Annotated in this window: 8 protein-coding genes and 3 rRNA genes; all 11 read left to right on the top strand. The window is 45.6% G+C overall.

Translation table 11 applies throughout. The features are described 5' to 3' along the window. Positions 1 to 30 precede the first annotated feature (30 nt). The 11 genes from T456_RS0114270 to T456_RS22855 all read left to right on the top strand — a co-directional run bounded on the left by T456_RS0114270 (position 31) and on the right by T456_RS22855 (position 15888). Positions 31 to 1254 (top strand): toll/interleukin-1 receptor domain-containing protein, encoded by a 1224-nt coding sequence (locus tag T456_RS0114270; protein ID WP_024866695.1) that lies wholly within the window; start codon positions 31 to 33, stop codon positions 1252 to 1254. Further along, complete coding sequence (locus T456_RS0114265) at positions 1247 to 2065, top strand: hypothetical protein (RefSeq protein WP_024866694.1); 819 nt, start codon at positions 1247 to 1249, stop codon at positions 2063 to 2065. Before T456_RS0114270 ends, T456_RS0114265 begins: the two co-directional genes overlap by 8 nt. Before the next feature lie 84 nt (positions 2066 to 2149). Further along, positions 2150 to 3664, top strand: coding sequence for a sensor histidine kinase (locus tag T456_RS0114260; protein ID WP_035802228.1), 1515 nt, complete (start codon positions 2150 to 2152; stop codon positions 3662 to 3664). A gap of 22 nt (positions 3665 to 3686) precedes the next feature. Further along, positions 3687 to 4553, top strand: coding sequence for a hypothetical protein (locus T456_RS0114255; protein ID WP_024866692.1), 867 nt, complete (start codon positions 3687 to 3689; stop codon positions 4551 to 4553). Between the two features lie 117 nt (positions 4554 to 4670). Continuing rightward, the gene (locus T456_RS0114250; RefSeq protein ID WP_024866691.1) at positions 4671 to 6041 is read left to right on the top strand and encodes a sodium-dependent transporter; all 1371 of its coding nucleotides are present in this window, start codon (positions 4671 to 4673) and stop codon (positions 6039 to 6041) included. 342 nt (positions 6042 to 6383) lie between these two features. Beyond that, positions 6384 to 7928, top strand: a 16S ribosomal RNA gene (locus tag T456_RS0114245). A gap of 65 nt (positions 7929 to 7993) precedes the next feature. Further along, positions 7994 to 8111 (top strand): 5S ribosomal RNA (rrf, locus tag T456_RS0114240). Positions 8112 to 8413: 302 nt separating this feature from the next. Then, a 23S ribosomal RNA gene (locus T456_RS0114235) occupies positions 8414 to 11280 on the top strand. The 16S, 23S and 5S rRNA genes sit together here, the layout of an rRNA operon. 231 nt (positions 11281 to 11511) lie before the next feature. Next, positions 11512 to 12276, top strand: a complete 765-nt coding sequence (locus T456_RS0114230; protein ID WP_024866690.1) for an SIMPL domain-containing protein — start codon at positions 11512 to 11514, stop codon at positions 12274 to 12276. Between the two features lie 198 nt (positions 12277 to 12474). Beyond that, positions 12475 to 13383 (top strand): chemotaxis protein, encoded by a 909-nt coding sequence (locus T456_RS0114225; protein ID WP_024866689.1) that lies wholly within the window; start codon positions 12475 to 12477, stop codon positions 13381 to 13383. A 117-nt stretch (positions 13384 to 13500) separates the two neighbouring features. Then, on the top strand, positions 13501 to 15888 hold the full coding sequence (locus T456_RS22855; protein WP_024866688.1) for a hypothetical protein: 2388 nt from the start codon (positions 13501 to 13503) through the stop codon (positions 15886 to 15888). Positions 15889 to 15894: the final 6 nt, after the last annotated feature.

The following is a 15894-nucleotide window of genomic DNA, read 5'->3' as shown; positions in this document are numbered from 1 at the left end:
TGTACATAAGTAACTGTAATGGGGGAGTATATGAGTATTACTATTAGTTATGACAGCCTGCGGGAACAGTTTTCATCTTTGCAGCCTGAGGGATCAAGAGAATACGAACTTGCATTGACAAAATATGCGGAAATGATTGCAAAGCAGGAAAAGACAGAAGTACTTAAAGAACTTATCAATTCTGATCTTGATTGTGCTTATGAGGCATTTTACTGTTTGTGTATCATTTACAGAAGAAACAAGGATTTTGAGCTTTTTAAGGCCCTTCTTGATGACAACGTAAGATTTGAGAGCAGGATTACATACAATCATTTGGTTGTTCAATATCTTGTGAATAGTGAGACGTTTTATGACTTTGATAGTCTGTTGAATATGGCATACAGTGATACAAAGGTGTTCGATGGAAATGCCGGATATCTTCAGGCTTTTTGCAATGCATTTGCGACTATAATCGACCAATGTGATGAAATGAGTAAGGAAGATCTGGTTAAGGATTGGTATGATGTGGCGTTGGACTGTATTAATAAAGCAATCGAGCTTGATCCCGATTATGCCAAGTACTATTGCACTAAGGCGAGAATAATCAGTCTGAAAAATGATTTTGTTAATGCAGACAAACTCATAAATACAGCGATAAGTAAAGAAAAATCATCAAGACCTGATTATGTTCTTACAATTCAAAATTACCAGTACTACAGAGCAAAAATAATGATACAGAAATCGCAATATGAAATGGAAAAAAAGCTGTTTCTATTGCAGCAGAAGATAGATGAATTACAGATGCTTTCCTCTGAAAAAGATGTGGAAGAGCGGGACGATGATCGAAATGAGCCACATGCTTATGATGGAGAAAGCAGATATTCCTTTGTCAGTTATGCTCATACTGATAAAACTGATGTTTACAACATCATCGGGAAATTACAGAAAAAGAGATTAAATATTTGGTTTGACGAAGGAATACAGGCAGGAGAAGAGTGGCCTGAAGTTGTTGCAAAACGTATTGTGAACAGTGATACGGTATTGGTAATGCTGTCATCTAACTCAATACAGTCAGCAAATGTCAGAAGAGAAGTGAATCTGGCTATTTCCGAGAATAAAACTGTAATAGTAGTAAGGCTTGATGATGTTACTCTTTCTCCGGGAATGAAACTGCAATTCAGCTTGTATCAAATGGTAAACAGAGATTTGGATGATGAGCGGTCTCTTGTTGAAAAGCTGGCATCTGCTATCATGATGGAGGAAAGCAATGAGTAGTATTAATATACTTGAGGAATTCTGCAAATCCAAGTCACGGGATGAAAGCCTGAATGAAGACGGATACCTGATCAATGAACACTTTATTGCTGTGGTTGATGGGGCAACCAGTAAAAATGCAAAAGCTGCCGGTCAGAAGTCAGGAGGCCAACAGTTAAAGGAAATAATTCTTAATTCATTAAATACCATTGATGGAAGCACAGATATGAAAGATGCTGTTCTTACAATACAGAGGAGTATTTTGAGTAAGGCGCCTGAAGAAGTAATAGGACATGCTGCTGCTTCATCAATCATATTTTCCGTAGCTCGCAATGAAGTCTGGATCATCGGTGACTGCCAGATGATGATGAATGGGAAAACATATAGGTATTCACTTAAAGTGGATGAACTTCTATCACAGCTAAGATCTTTCGCTATAAAATGTTTGATAAGGCAGGGATCTACTGTAGAGAAACTCATTGAGGATGATAAGGGAAGAGAGATGATCATGCCCTTCCTGAAATTTCAGGCTTTGCTGGAAAACACCAAAGATGATCTGGGGTACTGTGTTTTTAATAACTCTACTGATGTAAAAGATTTTCCATTGGATAAAGTCATCAAAATAGATGTTCCTCAAAATGCGGAAATAGTCTTTGCATCAGACGGATATCCTGAATTGGGCCAAACTTTGAGGCAGAGCGAGGAAATACTGGCAAAAATATTAAAAGAAGATCCTATGTGTTATCAATTATATTTGGGAACGAAGGGAATTCACGGAAATAATGAAAGCTTTGATGACCGTACATTTGTAAGATTCCGGATAGAGCAGTGACAATTCATACACTTTACGATTTTAACTGACAAAACGGGGCAGGCTTATAGCAAACCTGCCCATTTCTTATGCTATAATGAAATTATGGAAACTCGGAACAATAGAAACGAAAAAATACATTCCATTCGATTTGAGATAAGTGCGGTTTTCCTGGTAGTGATGGTTGGCACATTTATCTTCTGCCTTCTGGTCAATATCTTTTTCATGGAAAGCTTCTATGTGCGAAATAAGAGAGATGCGATCCTTGCAGCTTACAGGAGTATCTCCCAGGCTATAGGCAGCGGCGACATTGCTTCGGCAGAGTTCGATGAGGAGATCAATCATATCTGTGAGCGATATAACATCGAGATGATCGTTCTTGATGCGGATTCCAAGACTATCAAGACATCCGCCAACAATTCGGAAATGCTGGCAAGGATATTGTGGGAGAACATGATCAATTCCGCATCGGGAACATTGAAAGATCCGGCCAGGACCATCATTGACAGGGGCGAAGACTATACTCTCCAGATGAATAAAGAATCTTCTACAGGCAGGCAATACCTGGAGATGTGGGGAATAGTAGGAAACGGCAACCTTGTTCTTGTAAGGTCCACCATGGAGAGTATCAGGGATAATGTATCAATATCCAATACCTTTATGATCTACGTGGCTATTATAGCCATTGTTGTGGGATCCATCATCATACTCTTTATATCCAAGAAGGTAACAGACCCTATAAAGAAGCTGTATCTCATTTCCGATGAGATGAAAAAACTCAATTTCGAAGCAAAGTATACCGGAAACCAGCTCTACAAGAACGAGATTGATGTACTTGGGCAGAACATGAACGAACTGTCCGAGACCCTGGAGAAATCCATCAAGAATCTCAAAAATGCAAATATTGCCCTTAAGCAGGATATCGCCCGCAAGGAGCAGATCGATGAGATGCGTAAGGAGTTCCTCTCTAACGTTTCCCATGAGCTCAAGACCCCCATCGCTCTTATTCAGGGGTACGCGGAAGGACTTAAGGAAGGCATCAACGAAGACGCAGAGAGCAGGGATTTTTACTGTGAAGTCATAATGGATGAAGCCTCCAAGATGAACATAATGGTCAAGAAGCTCCTTACCTTAAATCAGCTTGAGTTTGGTAATGACAGTGCCAACATGGAGCGCTTTGATATCGTGGAGATGATAGAGAACTACGTGAAATCCGCTCAGCTTCTGGCAAAACAGAAAGATGTAACTGTAAAGTTTGACGAATATTCGCCGATATTTGTATGGGGAGACGAATTTAAAATAGAAGAGGTATTGCAGAATTACTACAGCAATGCCATAAATCACATAGACGGTGAGAAGATCATCGAGATCAAACTTGTTCAGAAAGAGGGCAAGGTTCGTGTATCCGTATTTAATACCGGTACTCCGATCCCCGAGGACAGCATAGGCCATATCTGGGAGAAGTTCTACAAGGTCGACAAGGCAAGGACCAGAGAGTATGGCGGCAGCGGTGTGGGTCTTTCCATCGTAAAGGCCATTATGGAGGGCATGCACCAGGATTACGGTGTAATCAACTATGACAACGGCGTGGAGTTTTACTTTGAGCTTGAGACCAAATAATCACATCTAAAGAGGGCGCGGCATGAAGGTTAAAAAATATTTGGGAATAGTACTATCTATAGGACTGGCGATATTGGCTACCGGCTGCGGAGAGAAGTTTCCTGAGCTTACGGATCAGCAATATGCGCAGACCGTGGAGTACGCGGCAGGTCTTCTTATGAAGCACTCCAACAACGGACAGGAGAGGCTTGTCTACGTTGACGCCGAAGCTGTAGAGAAACAGCGGGCAAAAGAGGCAGCTGAAGCGGCCAAGTCTGAGAAGGAACAGGAGCAGTCAAAGCCTGTACAGCCTGCGCCTGCACCGGTACAGACAGAGCCGCAGGAACCCGAGACGGAGGGCGGAGATGAAGGTCAGGCCCTGACTACAGGAGATGAGGCAACAGGTGAAGTCTCCGGTGAAAACGAAGGCAGCAAAGAGGAAACCGGTGAACCGGAGGCTTCTGCTTCACAGGAAGACCCTGATGCTATAGTTCTTTCTGACGAGGATACCCAGGAGATAATGGATGATATTTTTCTGTCTTACCAGGGTTATATGGTGGCAAGCACCTATCCGGAGAGCTCCAAAAGCTATTTTGTAAATGCAGATAAGAATAAAAAGCTGCTGGTTTTGAGGTTCGATCTTTATAACGGTTCGGACAGCTCCAAATCAGTTAATATCATTCCTTTGCACCCGCAGTTCCAGATCATCTTTAACGGCAAGAACATAGGTTATTCTTCCGTAACCGTTCTTCCCAATGACCTGTCTACCTATTCGGGCACAATCGATTCAAGGGCTCATGAGAGCGTTGTTGTCCTGACACAGATCAGTGCCGATGATGCCAAGAATATACAGTCACTGGGCATGATCGTAACTCTGCGCGGCGAAACTCAGAATGTTGTGCTCAAATAAATAATTTCTCTTGCGAAATTTAACGCGTTGAAGTATTATCAATAAGGTCAATTTTAAAACGGACTGGTGTACTGACCACAGATGTCAGTACACTGGTTTTTTTGTGGGAGTTTATTTATGAAAGAACGCGAATCAATAGGTAGCAGACTGGGCTTTATTCTTTTGTCTGCAGGATGTGCAATAGGAATTGGTAATGTATGGCGGTTCCCATATATGGTGGGAGAAAATGGCGGAGGACTGTTTGTTCTGGCATACGTAGTATTTCTTTTGATACTTGGTGTGCCAATCCTTACCATGGAGTACGCTGTGGGGCGAGCCAGCAGACTCAGCATACTGCCTGCATATAAGAAACTGGAACCCAAAAAAAGCAAGTGGCATATATTCGGATATTTTGCCATTGCGGGAAACTATCTGCTTTTAATGTTCTATTCGGTAGTGTCAGGATGGATACTCAGATACTTCGTGCTGGAAACTCTGGGGCTTTTTGAAGGTAAGACAGCTGCCGGTATAGAGTCGATTTACCAGGACATGATGAATAATCCCGGGATACTTGTGCTTTACATGGTCATCACTATGCTTATAACCATCGGTGTAACCTCCATGGGACTTCAGAAGGGCGTTGAGAGAGTAACCAAGATAATGATGATGGCGCTTATTATCATCATGATAGTACTTGGCGTGCGATCTCTTACACTTCCGGGAGCCGCTGAAGGTGTCAGGTTTTACCTTATGCCCAACGCCGAGAATGTAAGGAAGGTGGGGCTTGGCAACGTTCTGTATGGTGCCCTTAACCAGAGTTTCTTTACCTTAAGTCTTGGTATCGGCAGCATGGAGATATTTGGAAGCTATATCAAAAAGGACAGAAGTCTTGTGGGAGAAGCTCTCCTTGTATCGGGACTTGATACTTTTGTTGCAATTGTGGCGGGACTTATTACCATTCCTGCCTGTTTTGCCTATGGCGTGGCTCCCGACAAGGGACCCAGCCTTATTTTTCTTACGCTTCCCAATGTCTTTTCCTCGATGGTTGGCGGAAGATGGCTTGGCTGCCTGTTCTTTTTGTTTATGTATTTTGCTGCGCTGTCAACTATGATCGGTGTATTTGAGAATGATGTCAGCTTTTCTATTGATATCTTCGGGCATGACAGAAAAAAGGCATCACTGTTCGCAGGACTGGTGATAACCTTAGGATCTGTTCCCTGTGCCCTTGGCTTTAACATGTGGAGCTTTATACAGCCCCTTAAAGCCGGCAATACCATTATGGACCTTGAGGACTTTATTGTTAGTAATATACTTCTTCCCGGTGGATCATTGATCTGTTGTCTTTTCTGTACCTGCAAGTACGGCTGGGGATTTGACAACTATATTGATGAGGTGAACCAGGGTGTAGGTATAAAGATGAGCAGAGCTCTTAAATGGTACTTCAAGATCGGGCTTCCCATCATCCTGTTATTCCTTACTGTGTATGGACTTATAAGTTATTTTAAATAATTATTGCCATAATCTGGACTTGTTCGTATAAAAAATATATCGAGCAAGTCCTTATTTTATGCGGGTTTGCGGGTCAATTTATAAAAAAAATAAAAAAAATTGAAAAAAGTTGTTGACATTATTTTCTGGCAGTGATAAAGTAATATTCGTTGCGGCGCTGACACATAAAAAGTGCCGGAAACGCAGTACTGGAGCGGGTTTTAGGCTCCAAGCACCTTGACAAATAAACAGTAATGCAACCCTGAAAAATTCCAAGAGAATAATTCAGAAATGTAACAAACCAAAGTAATAACGGACAGAACAAAAAGCACAGCTTAAAGTTCTGAACAGAATCAAACTTTTAAACGTGAGAGTTCGATCCTGGCTCAGGATGAACGCTGGCGGCGTGCCTAACACATGCAAGTCGAACGGAGATTAGACGCTGACGAGACTTCGGTCAAATCTTGTTTAATCTTAGTGGCGGACGGGTGAGTAACGCGTGGGCAACCTGCCTCATACTGGGGGATAGCAGTTGGAAACGACTGATAATACCGCATAAGCGCACAGAGTCGCATGACTCAGTGTGAAAAACTCCGGTGGTATGAGATGGGCCCGCGTCAGATTAGCTAGTTGGTAAGGTAACGGCTTACCAAGGCGACGATCTGTAGCCGGACTGAGAGGTCGGACGGCCACATTGGGACTGAGACACGGCCCAAACTCCTACGGGAGGCAGCAGTGGGGGATATTGCACAATGGAGGAAACTCTGATGCAGCGACGCCGCGTGAGTGAAGAAGTATTTCGGTATGTAAAGCTCTATCAGCAGGGAAGAAAGACTCGCAAGAGAGATGACGGTACCTGACTAAGAAGCCCCGGCTAACTACGTGCCAGCAGCCGCGGTAATACGTAGGGGGCAAGCGTTATCCGGATTTACTGGGTGTAAAGGGAGCGCAGACGGTTATGCAAGTCTGAAGTGAAACCCCACGGCTCAACCGTGGGCTTGCTTTGGAAACTGTATAACTAGAGTACTGGAGAGGTAAGCGGAATTCCTAGTGTAGCGGTGAAATGCGTAGATATTAGGAGGAACATCGGTGGCGAAGGCGGCTTACTGGACAGCAACTGACGTTGAGGCTCGAAGGCGTGGGGAGCAAACAGGATTAGATACCCTGGTAGTCCACGCGGTAAACGATGAATACTAGGTGTTGGGAACCATAGGTTTTCAGTGCCGTCGCTAACGCAGTAAGTATTCCACCTGGGGAGTACGTTCGCAAGAATGAAACTCAAAGGAATTGACGGGGACCCGCACAAGCGGTGGAGCATGTGGTTTAATTCGAAGCAACGCGAAGAACCTTACCAGATCTTGAGATCCAGATGAATGAGAGGTAATGCTTTCAGTCCTTCGGGACATCTGAGACAGGTGGTGCATGGTTGTCGTCAGCTCGTGTCGTGAGATGTTGGGTTAAGTCCCGCAACGAGCGCAACCCTTGTCCATAGTAGCCAGCAGTAAGATGGGAACTCTATGGAGACTGCCAGGGATAACCTGGAGGAAGGTGGGGATGACGTCAAATCATCATGCCCCTTATGATCTGGGCCACACACGTGCTACAATGTCGTAACAAAGGGAAGCGACCCTGCGAAGGTGAGCAAATCCCAAAAATAACGACCCAGTTCGGACTGTAGGCTGCAACCCGCCTGCACGAAGCTGGAATCGCTAGTAATCGCAGATCAGCATGCTGCGGTGAATACGTTCCCGGGTCTTGTACACACCGCCCGTCACACCATGGGAGTCGGAAATGCCCGAAGCCGGTGACTTAACCGTAAGGAGAGAGCCGTCGAAGGCAGGTCGGATAACTGGGGTGAAGTCGTAACAAGGTAGCCGTAGGAGAACCTGCGGCTGGATCACCTCCTTTCTAAGGAAAAGGAATGAAGTAGGGAGTTGTATTACTGTTTAGATGTCGAGGGACATCAAGAAATTTCCGGTGGCGATGCGCTTTGGGGTAACACCCGTTCCCATCCCGAACACGACGGTTAAGACCAAAGCGGCCGAAAGTACTATACTGGCAACGGTATGGGAGGATAGGTGGCTGCCGGATCCACAAAAAAGACAACACTTATGTAGTGATCATAGGGCAGAAGAGATCCTGCCTGTTGATGACTGCACAAGCAGTCAGGATTAGATTGTACCTTGAAAACCGAATACTGAAATGAAAGATTTTTTAATCAGAAGATAATCCAAGATTAACTACGATTAAGAATCGACATCGAAGATCCAGAATTAACAATGATCGAAAGATCAAAGAAAACACGTTTCATTTATGTAACGCTATACAGAGATGAAACACGAGAACAGAAAGTTATCGAAAGATAATGGACAGTTTCTATATTGCTTAGTAATGGTTAAGCTATATAGGGCGCAGGGCGGATGCCTTGGCACTAAGAGCCGATGAAAGACGTGATAAGCTGCGAAAAGCTGCGGGGAGCTGCAAATAAGCTATGAGCCGCAGATATCTGAATGGGGCAACCCGGCGGAGAAGACCTCCGTCATCCTTAACTGAATCCATAGGTTAAGGAAGGGAACCCGGTGAACTGAAACATCTAAGTAGCCGGAGGAAGAGAAAACAAAAGTGATTCCGTAAGTAGCGGCGAGCGAACGCGGAAGAGCCCAAACCAGGGAGCTTGCTCCTTGGGGTTCGGACTGCAGGATCGATGGAGTCGTCTAGTAGAAGCTGCAAGGAAAGGCAGCGGCAGAGAGGGTGAAACCCCCGTATACGAAAGATGACGAAGCGAGGCAGTATCCAGAGTAGGACGAGACACGTGAAACCTTGTCTGAAAGAGCGGGGACCACCCCGTAAGGCTAAATACTACTTAGTGACCGATAGCGAAACAGTACCGTGAGGGAAAGGTGAAAAGTACCCCGGGAGGGGAGTGAAAGAGAACCTGAAACCCTGTGCCTGCAAGCTGCGAAAGCCCCATATGAGGGTGATCGCGTACTTTTTGTAGAACGGTCCGGCGAGTTATGTATGGAGGCGAGGTTAAGCACTTAAGGTGAATAGCCGAAGGGAGACCAAGTCTGAACAGGGCGTCAAGTCTTTATACATAGACCCGAAACCGGGTGATCTATCCATGGACAGGATGAAGCGGCCGTAAAAGGCTGTGGAGGTCCGAACACACATCCGTTGAAAAGGGTGGTGATGAGCTGTGGATAGGGGAGAAATTCCAATCGAACTCGGAGATAGCTGGTTCTCCCCGAAATAGCTTTAGGGCTAGCCCTGTATCATTCCTTTTGGAGGTAGAGCACTGAATATCCGCGGGGGCTTCACCGCTTACCAAAGATTATCAAACTCCGAATGCCAGTAAGGATAAGAACAGGAGTCAGACTGCACGAGATAAGTTGGGCAGTCAAAAGGGAAAGAGCCCAGATCCACGGCTAAGGTCCCAAAGTACGTGTTAAGTGGAAAAGGATGTGGGATTTCATAGACAGCTAGGATGTTGGCTCAGAAGCAGCCACACATTCAAAGAGTGCGTAATAGCTCACTAGCCGAGAGGTCCTGCGCCGAAAATTACCGGGGCTGAAACACGACACCGAAGCCTGGGGATCGGTATTATCTACGGGTAATGCTGATCGGTAGGGGAGCATTCTAAAGGGCGAAGAAACCGTACCGAAAGGAGCGGCGGAGCGTTTAGAAGAGAGAATGCCGGAATGAGTAGCGAGATGGAGGTGAGAATCCTCCAGGCCGAATATCCAAGGATTCCAGGGTAAAGCTGATCTGCCCTGGGGAAGTCGGGACCTAAGGCGAGGCCGTAAGGCGTAGTCGATGGACAGCAGGTTGATATTCCTGCACTTATGCATATCAGAACTGTGGGGACGCAGGCAAAAGGAGTGAGCCGGGAAAGGAAAGCCCGGTCCCGCAAGGGGGAGCGAACTATTAGTAGCGAAGCACTAGATATGACTGCCAAGAAAAGCCACTATTGCGTATGTATAACCCGTACCGTAAACCGACACAGGTGGATGAGGAGAGAATCCTAAGGCCGACGGGAGAAGCATTGTTAAGGAACTCGGCAAAATGTCCCCGTAACTTCGGGATAAGGGGAGCCCACCTAAGACGTGGGCCGCAGAGAAGAGGCTCAAGCAACTGTTTAGCAAAAACACAGGTCTATGCGAAACCGAAAGGTGAAGTATATGGGCTGACGCCTGCCCGGTGCTGGAAGGTTAAGAGGAGAGGTTAGCGCAAGCGAAGCTTTGAATTTAAGCCCCAGTAAACGGCGGCCGTAACTATAACGGTCCTAAGGTAGCGAAATTCCTTGTCGGGTAAGTTCCGACCCGCACGAAAGGCGTAATGATTTGAGCACTGTCTCGGCAATGCACCCGGTGAAATTGAAGTACCAGTGAAGATGCTGGTTACCCGCGCCAGGACGGAAAGACCCCATGGAGCTTTACTCCAGGTTGATACTGGGAGCCGGTATTGTATGTACAGGATAGGTGGGAGACTAAGAAGCTGTGACGTCAGTTGCAGTGGAGTCGCTGTTGGGATACCACCCTTATGATGCTGGTTTTCTAACCAAGGATCCTGAATCGGGTCCGGGGACAATGTCTGCCGGGGAGTTTGACTGGGGCGGTCGCCTCCGAAAGGGTATCGGAGGCGCTCAAAGGTTCCTTCAGAATGGACGGAAACCATTCGCAGAGTGCAAAGGCATAAGGGAGCCTGACTGTGACACCGACGGGTGGAACAGATACGAAAGTAGGACTTAGTGATCCGGTGGTATGAAAGTGGGATTGCCATCGCTCAACGGATAAAAGCTACCCTGGGGATAACAGGCTTATCACTCCCAAGAGTTCACATCGACGGAGTGGTTTGGCACCTCGATGTCGGCTCATCGCATCCTGGGGCTGTAGCAGGTCCCAAGGGTTGGGCTGTTCGCCCATTAAAGCGGTACGCGAGCTGGGTTCAGAACGTCGTGAGACAGTTCGGTCCCTATCCGGCGCGGGCGTAGGATATCTGAGAGGAGCTGTCCTTAGTACGAGAGGACCGGGATGGACGGACCGCTGGTGTATCAGCTGCACCGCCAGGTGCATAAGGCTGGGTAGCCACGTCCGGAAGGGATAAACGCTGAAGGCATCTAAGCGTGAAGCCCCCCTCAAGATGAGATATCCCTCCTTTATGGAGTAAGACCCCTTGGAGAGTACGAGGTTAGATAGGCACAAGGTGTAAGCACGGTAACGTGTTCAGCTGATGTGTACTAATAGGTCGAGGGCTTATCCAAACTAGGAGAACTTGATGAGGTATTACCGAATCTAGTTCGAGTGTTGTTCTGGCGAGCGCATAGCGCGAGAGCAGAACTTCCTTGTTAGCAGGTAGAGACAATGGTTTTTCGAGATTTCAGTGTTCGGTTTTGAAGGTACAACACTTCAAGAGATTCATGTGAATGCATGGATCTCTTTTTTGCTGTATACTTAATTTAAGAGGAAAAAAGTATTACCAGGAGGGAAAAGGAATGGAAAACATTAATGAAAACAGAAAGGGGATAAGTTGGATAAGCGCTCTTATAATAGGCCTTAGCATTGTGGCAAGCTGCTCGGTTCTTGCCATTGGCCTTTCACGATTCAGATCCGAGAGCGTTCATACAATCTCCGCAACAGGCAGTGCCAGCGTTGATTTTGAGTCAGATCTTATTATATGGAGAGGTTCATTTTCATCTTCAGCCTATACTTCAAAAGAGGCTTACGACAAGATTAAAAATGATGCTGCTGTTGTAAGAAAGTATCTTCTGGATAACGGAATCGAAGAAAGCGAGATAGTATTTAATTCCGTAAGTATCTGGAAAAACTATAGGGATGTATATGACGAAAACGGCAACTACATAGGAAGAGAGCAGGATGGTTACAGCCTTGAACAGTCGGTGGATGTCACATCTGCTGATATAGATAAGGTTGAGAAGATCTCCAGGGATATTTCAAGCCTGCTGGAGAGCGGCGTTGAATTTGAGTCCCAGAGCCCTGAGTATTATTATTCAGGCCTTGATGATCTTAAGCTTTCACTTATTGAACAGGCAACAGCCAATTCCAAAGAGAGAATAGATATTATGGCTGCAAACTCAGGAGCAAGAATCGGAAAGCTTAGAAATTCAAGCCTTGGCGTATTTCAGATAACAGCCACAAATTCAGGTACCGGTAGCTATTCCTATGACGGAGCTTTTGACACCGGGTCAAGAAATAAAACAGCATCAATAACCGTAAGACTCGAGTACGATCTTAAATAAAAAACGAAATATTGTAAATATAAAAAACTTATTAATGAAATCTAAAAAGACGGACAACTGCCCGTCTTTTTAGTTTTTTTATATTTATTTTCAGAAAACTATGCTATACTAAAAAAGGATATTTAATAGATTTTCAATCGGTTTTATGATATTTCTTTTAATTAAAATCACAAAATTTCTTTTACGAGAGGTGACTAAATGGAATCAAAAATCCTGCTTGAAAGTGGTAACAACGAACTTGAAGTCCTTGAGTTTAAGATTGATGACCATTGCTATGGTATTAATGTAGCTAAGATCAAAGAAATCATAGTGTATCAGGAGGTAACTCCGGTTCCTAATGCTCACCCAAGTATAGAAGGTATATTTATGCCCCGTGATACAATGATCACGGCTATAGACCTTAGAAACTGCCTGCAGCGCGGCGCTTCAAAGGCCGGAGGACTTTTTATCATCACCAACTTCAACAAACTGGATATTGCTTTCCATGTTGATTCTGTTGTTGGCATCCACAGAGTATCCTGGGCTGACATTATCAAACCCAATGCTACGATTTCCAAAGCAGAAGAGAGTATCTCAACAGGTATCATCAAATTTGAGAATCAGCTGATCATCATTCTCGATTTTGAGAAGATCGTATCAGATATCAATCCTAATACCGGACTTAATATGGATGCTTTGAGCGACATAGGTCAACGTCCGAGAAACGAAGTGCCGATCGTTCTTGCAGAGGATTCACAGCTGCTTAACAAGCTTATTGTAGATTCCCTCAATAAAGCGGGCTATAATAATGTTAGACACTTTGAAAACGGTAAGCTTGCATATGATTACATCAAGGCATGCAAGGAAAGAGGCGAGCTTGATAAGATAAAGTGCATCATCACAGATATCGAGATGCCTATCATGGATGGACACAGGCTCACCAAACTTGTTAAGAGCGATGACGCCACCAAGGATATTCCTCTTATCATCTTCTCATCCCTGGTTAATGAAGAGATGAGGAGAAAGGGAGAATCCCTTGGAGCCGACAGACAGTTATCAAAGCCCGAGATTGGTAACCTTGTATCTGTTATAGACGAACTCGTTAATGCATCATCGGATGCAGGCTGATACTAACTGATTATGACCTCCCTTTGTTGGCTCAGTTATGAAACGCGTTTTCAGTGACTGTCTCAATGAAGGGAGTAATTTTTTATACAAGACATTAAATGGCAGGAGAGTAAGACCATGAAGTCGAACGATGAAGAATATCTCGACAGTCTTCTGAATTCCGCTCAGCAATCAAATAACAGCAATCCCCAATCTGCACTAAGCAGAATGGCTGCCAGAAAATCCACCTCTGATTCGCCAAGCGGCGGCGCAGGGGATATTAGTGCGCTTGTAGATAATTCTAACGGCAACAGTGACCTTGATGAAATAGGAAGTATATTTGGGAAACTTGACAGGGGAGAAGCTCTTGATGCAGGAATGGAGGACTTTCTTGATAGAATCGAGAAACCTACGGATCCTTCTGTTCCGCTGTTCACGGTAGGTTCCGATCCTTCCATTGATGATATCAGAGATCCTGAGGAGATAGCGCTTGATGAAGCCATAGCAGACGCTGAACTTATGGATGCTGAGATACAGGCAGGAAAACATGACAGTTCATCTTTTCCTGAGGGGGCGGGGGGAGAAGATAGTTCACCTGCAGCGGAAGCTGTACAGGCGGCACCGATAATCGATATGGAAGAGGGCGATGATGCCCTTTTGGAAATGGCTCCGGAGATGTCACTCCCGGAAGACGCAGATATACCCATTGACACAGAGACAAAATCTGATGCCGATGAGACTCCGGAAGAGATCTTAACGGACCTTCTGGATGATATGCCCGGAAACAGTCTTACAGATGCCTCAGGCGAGGCGTCAGGGGACAGTTTAAGCGAAGCTCTTGATAATATCAGAGAAGACGAGCCTGAACCTGCAAGTGAAGCTCCCAAGGATGAAAAGGACGTATCTCTGGAAGAGATAGAAGCTGCAATGGGAGATATTTCTGTTTTTGATGAAGCTACAGCTGAATCCGGACCTGAAGCCGGCTCTGGTTCCGGTTCAGAATCAGAGGAAGATTTTTCCCTGGAAGACATGGAAGCGGCCATGGATATGGAACTTGGAGACACAGAGGGAGATAAGGCAGATTCTTCTGAAAGTGCGCAGGAAGATGCTTCTGTTGATGAACTGTCTCTTGCCGGATTTACCCTGGATGGGGCCTCAATGGATTCTCTTACAGATGAACCGGCGCCGGAAGAGCCAGCAGCAGAACCGGAGGCACCGGCAGAGGAACCTGCAGGAGAAAGTGCAGGTGCAGCACCTTCCCCTGATGATCCCTTAGGAGATGAATTTGATCTTGGAAGTCTTGAGGCAGGCCTCGATATGCTTCTTGAGGATGATGTTCCCAAGGGCAGCTCTACAGAAGGCGAAATTGCAGCTTTGTCAGAGCCGGATGCTCCTTCCGCAGGTGCTGTTACAGAAGATGGACAGGATGTCTCCATGGAAGAGCTGGATGCTTTTATGAACAGCCTTGCCAGTGATGACATAGAAGACCTTGAGAATGCAGCCAATATGGCGGAACAGAAGGGAGAGGACGTTCCCCCTTCCGATGATATTCCCAAGGAAGATATACTAAGTGCACTTACGGAGGATGGATTCGGAGATCTTGCCGAAGAGGCAGGCGAGCCGTCCCTGGATGAACTTGCTTCGATCCCCGAAAGAGGTGAGAGATCTTCCGGTGATTCAGATGAAGAGGAAGAAGACGGAAAGGGCAAGAAAAAGAAAGGCAAAAAGGAAAAGAAGGAAGGCTTCTTTAAACGACTTATAAAAGCTCTCACCCAGGAAGATGAAGAACCCGAAAACACTGAGGGTCTTGCAAGTCTTACGGATGAGAATCAGCAGGTTCTTAACGAGCTTGGTGAAGATGGCGCAGCTCCCAAGGGCAAGAAAAAGAAAGAAAAGAAGGAAAAGCCCAAGAAAGAGAAGAAGCCCAAGAAGGAAAAGCCGCCGAAGGAGAAAAAGCCTCCGAAACCCAAGAAGGAGAAGAAACCCAAACCTCCGAAGGAACCCGGAGTTCCCGAGAAAGCTATTTCGCCCAAGAAGATCGCAGTGGCAGGCATATTTGCAGCCAGCCTTGGAATACTGGTATGTATCCCCGCTATCTTTTTACCCGACAGGATTGCTTCTCAGAGAGCAGCTTCTGCTTATACCCACAAGGAGTTCACAACCGCTTACAAGATGCTCTATGGAAAAGAGCTGATTGAGCCCGAATCTTCAATGTATGAGCAGTCAAGGGTTCTGGCCTGGGCCCAGAGGTACATTGACGGCTATGACAACTATATGACCATGAATATGCCTGAGGAAGCTCTTGATATGCTTATGATGGCAATGAAGAACAAGGAAGATCTTCTTGCACAGGCAGCATTGTATAATGTTGAAAATCAGGTTGTAAGCGTGTACGATAGTATAGAAGCGGTGCTTTTGGAGAAGTACGGTCTGTCCGAGGCGGATGTTCAGGAGATCAACGCCATTAAGAAGGACAGAGACTATACTATCAGGCTTATGGAGATCGTGGGGACTCTGCAGTCATAAGGCATC

This window comes from Butyrivibrio sp. FCS014 (assembly GCF_000526935.1).
Lineage (GTDB): Bacteria > Bacillota > Clostridia > Lachnospirales > Lachnospiraceae > Butyrivibrio.
This window is presented reverse-complemented; position numbering and strand designations above follow the sequence as displayed.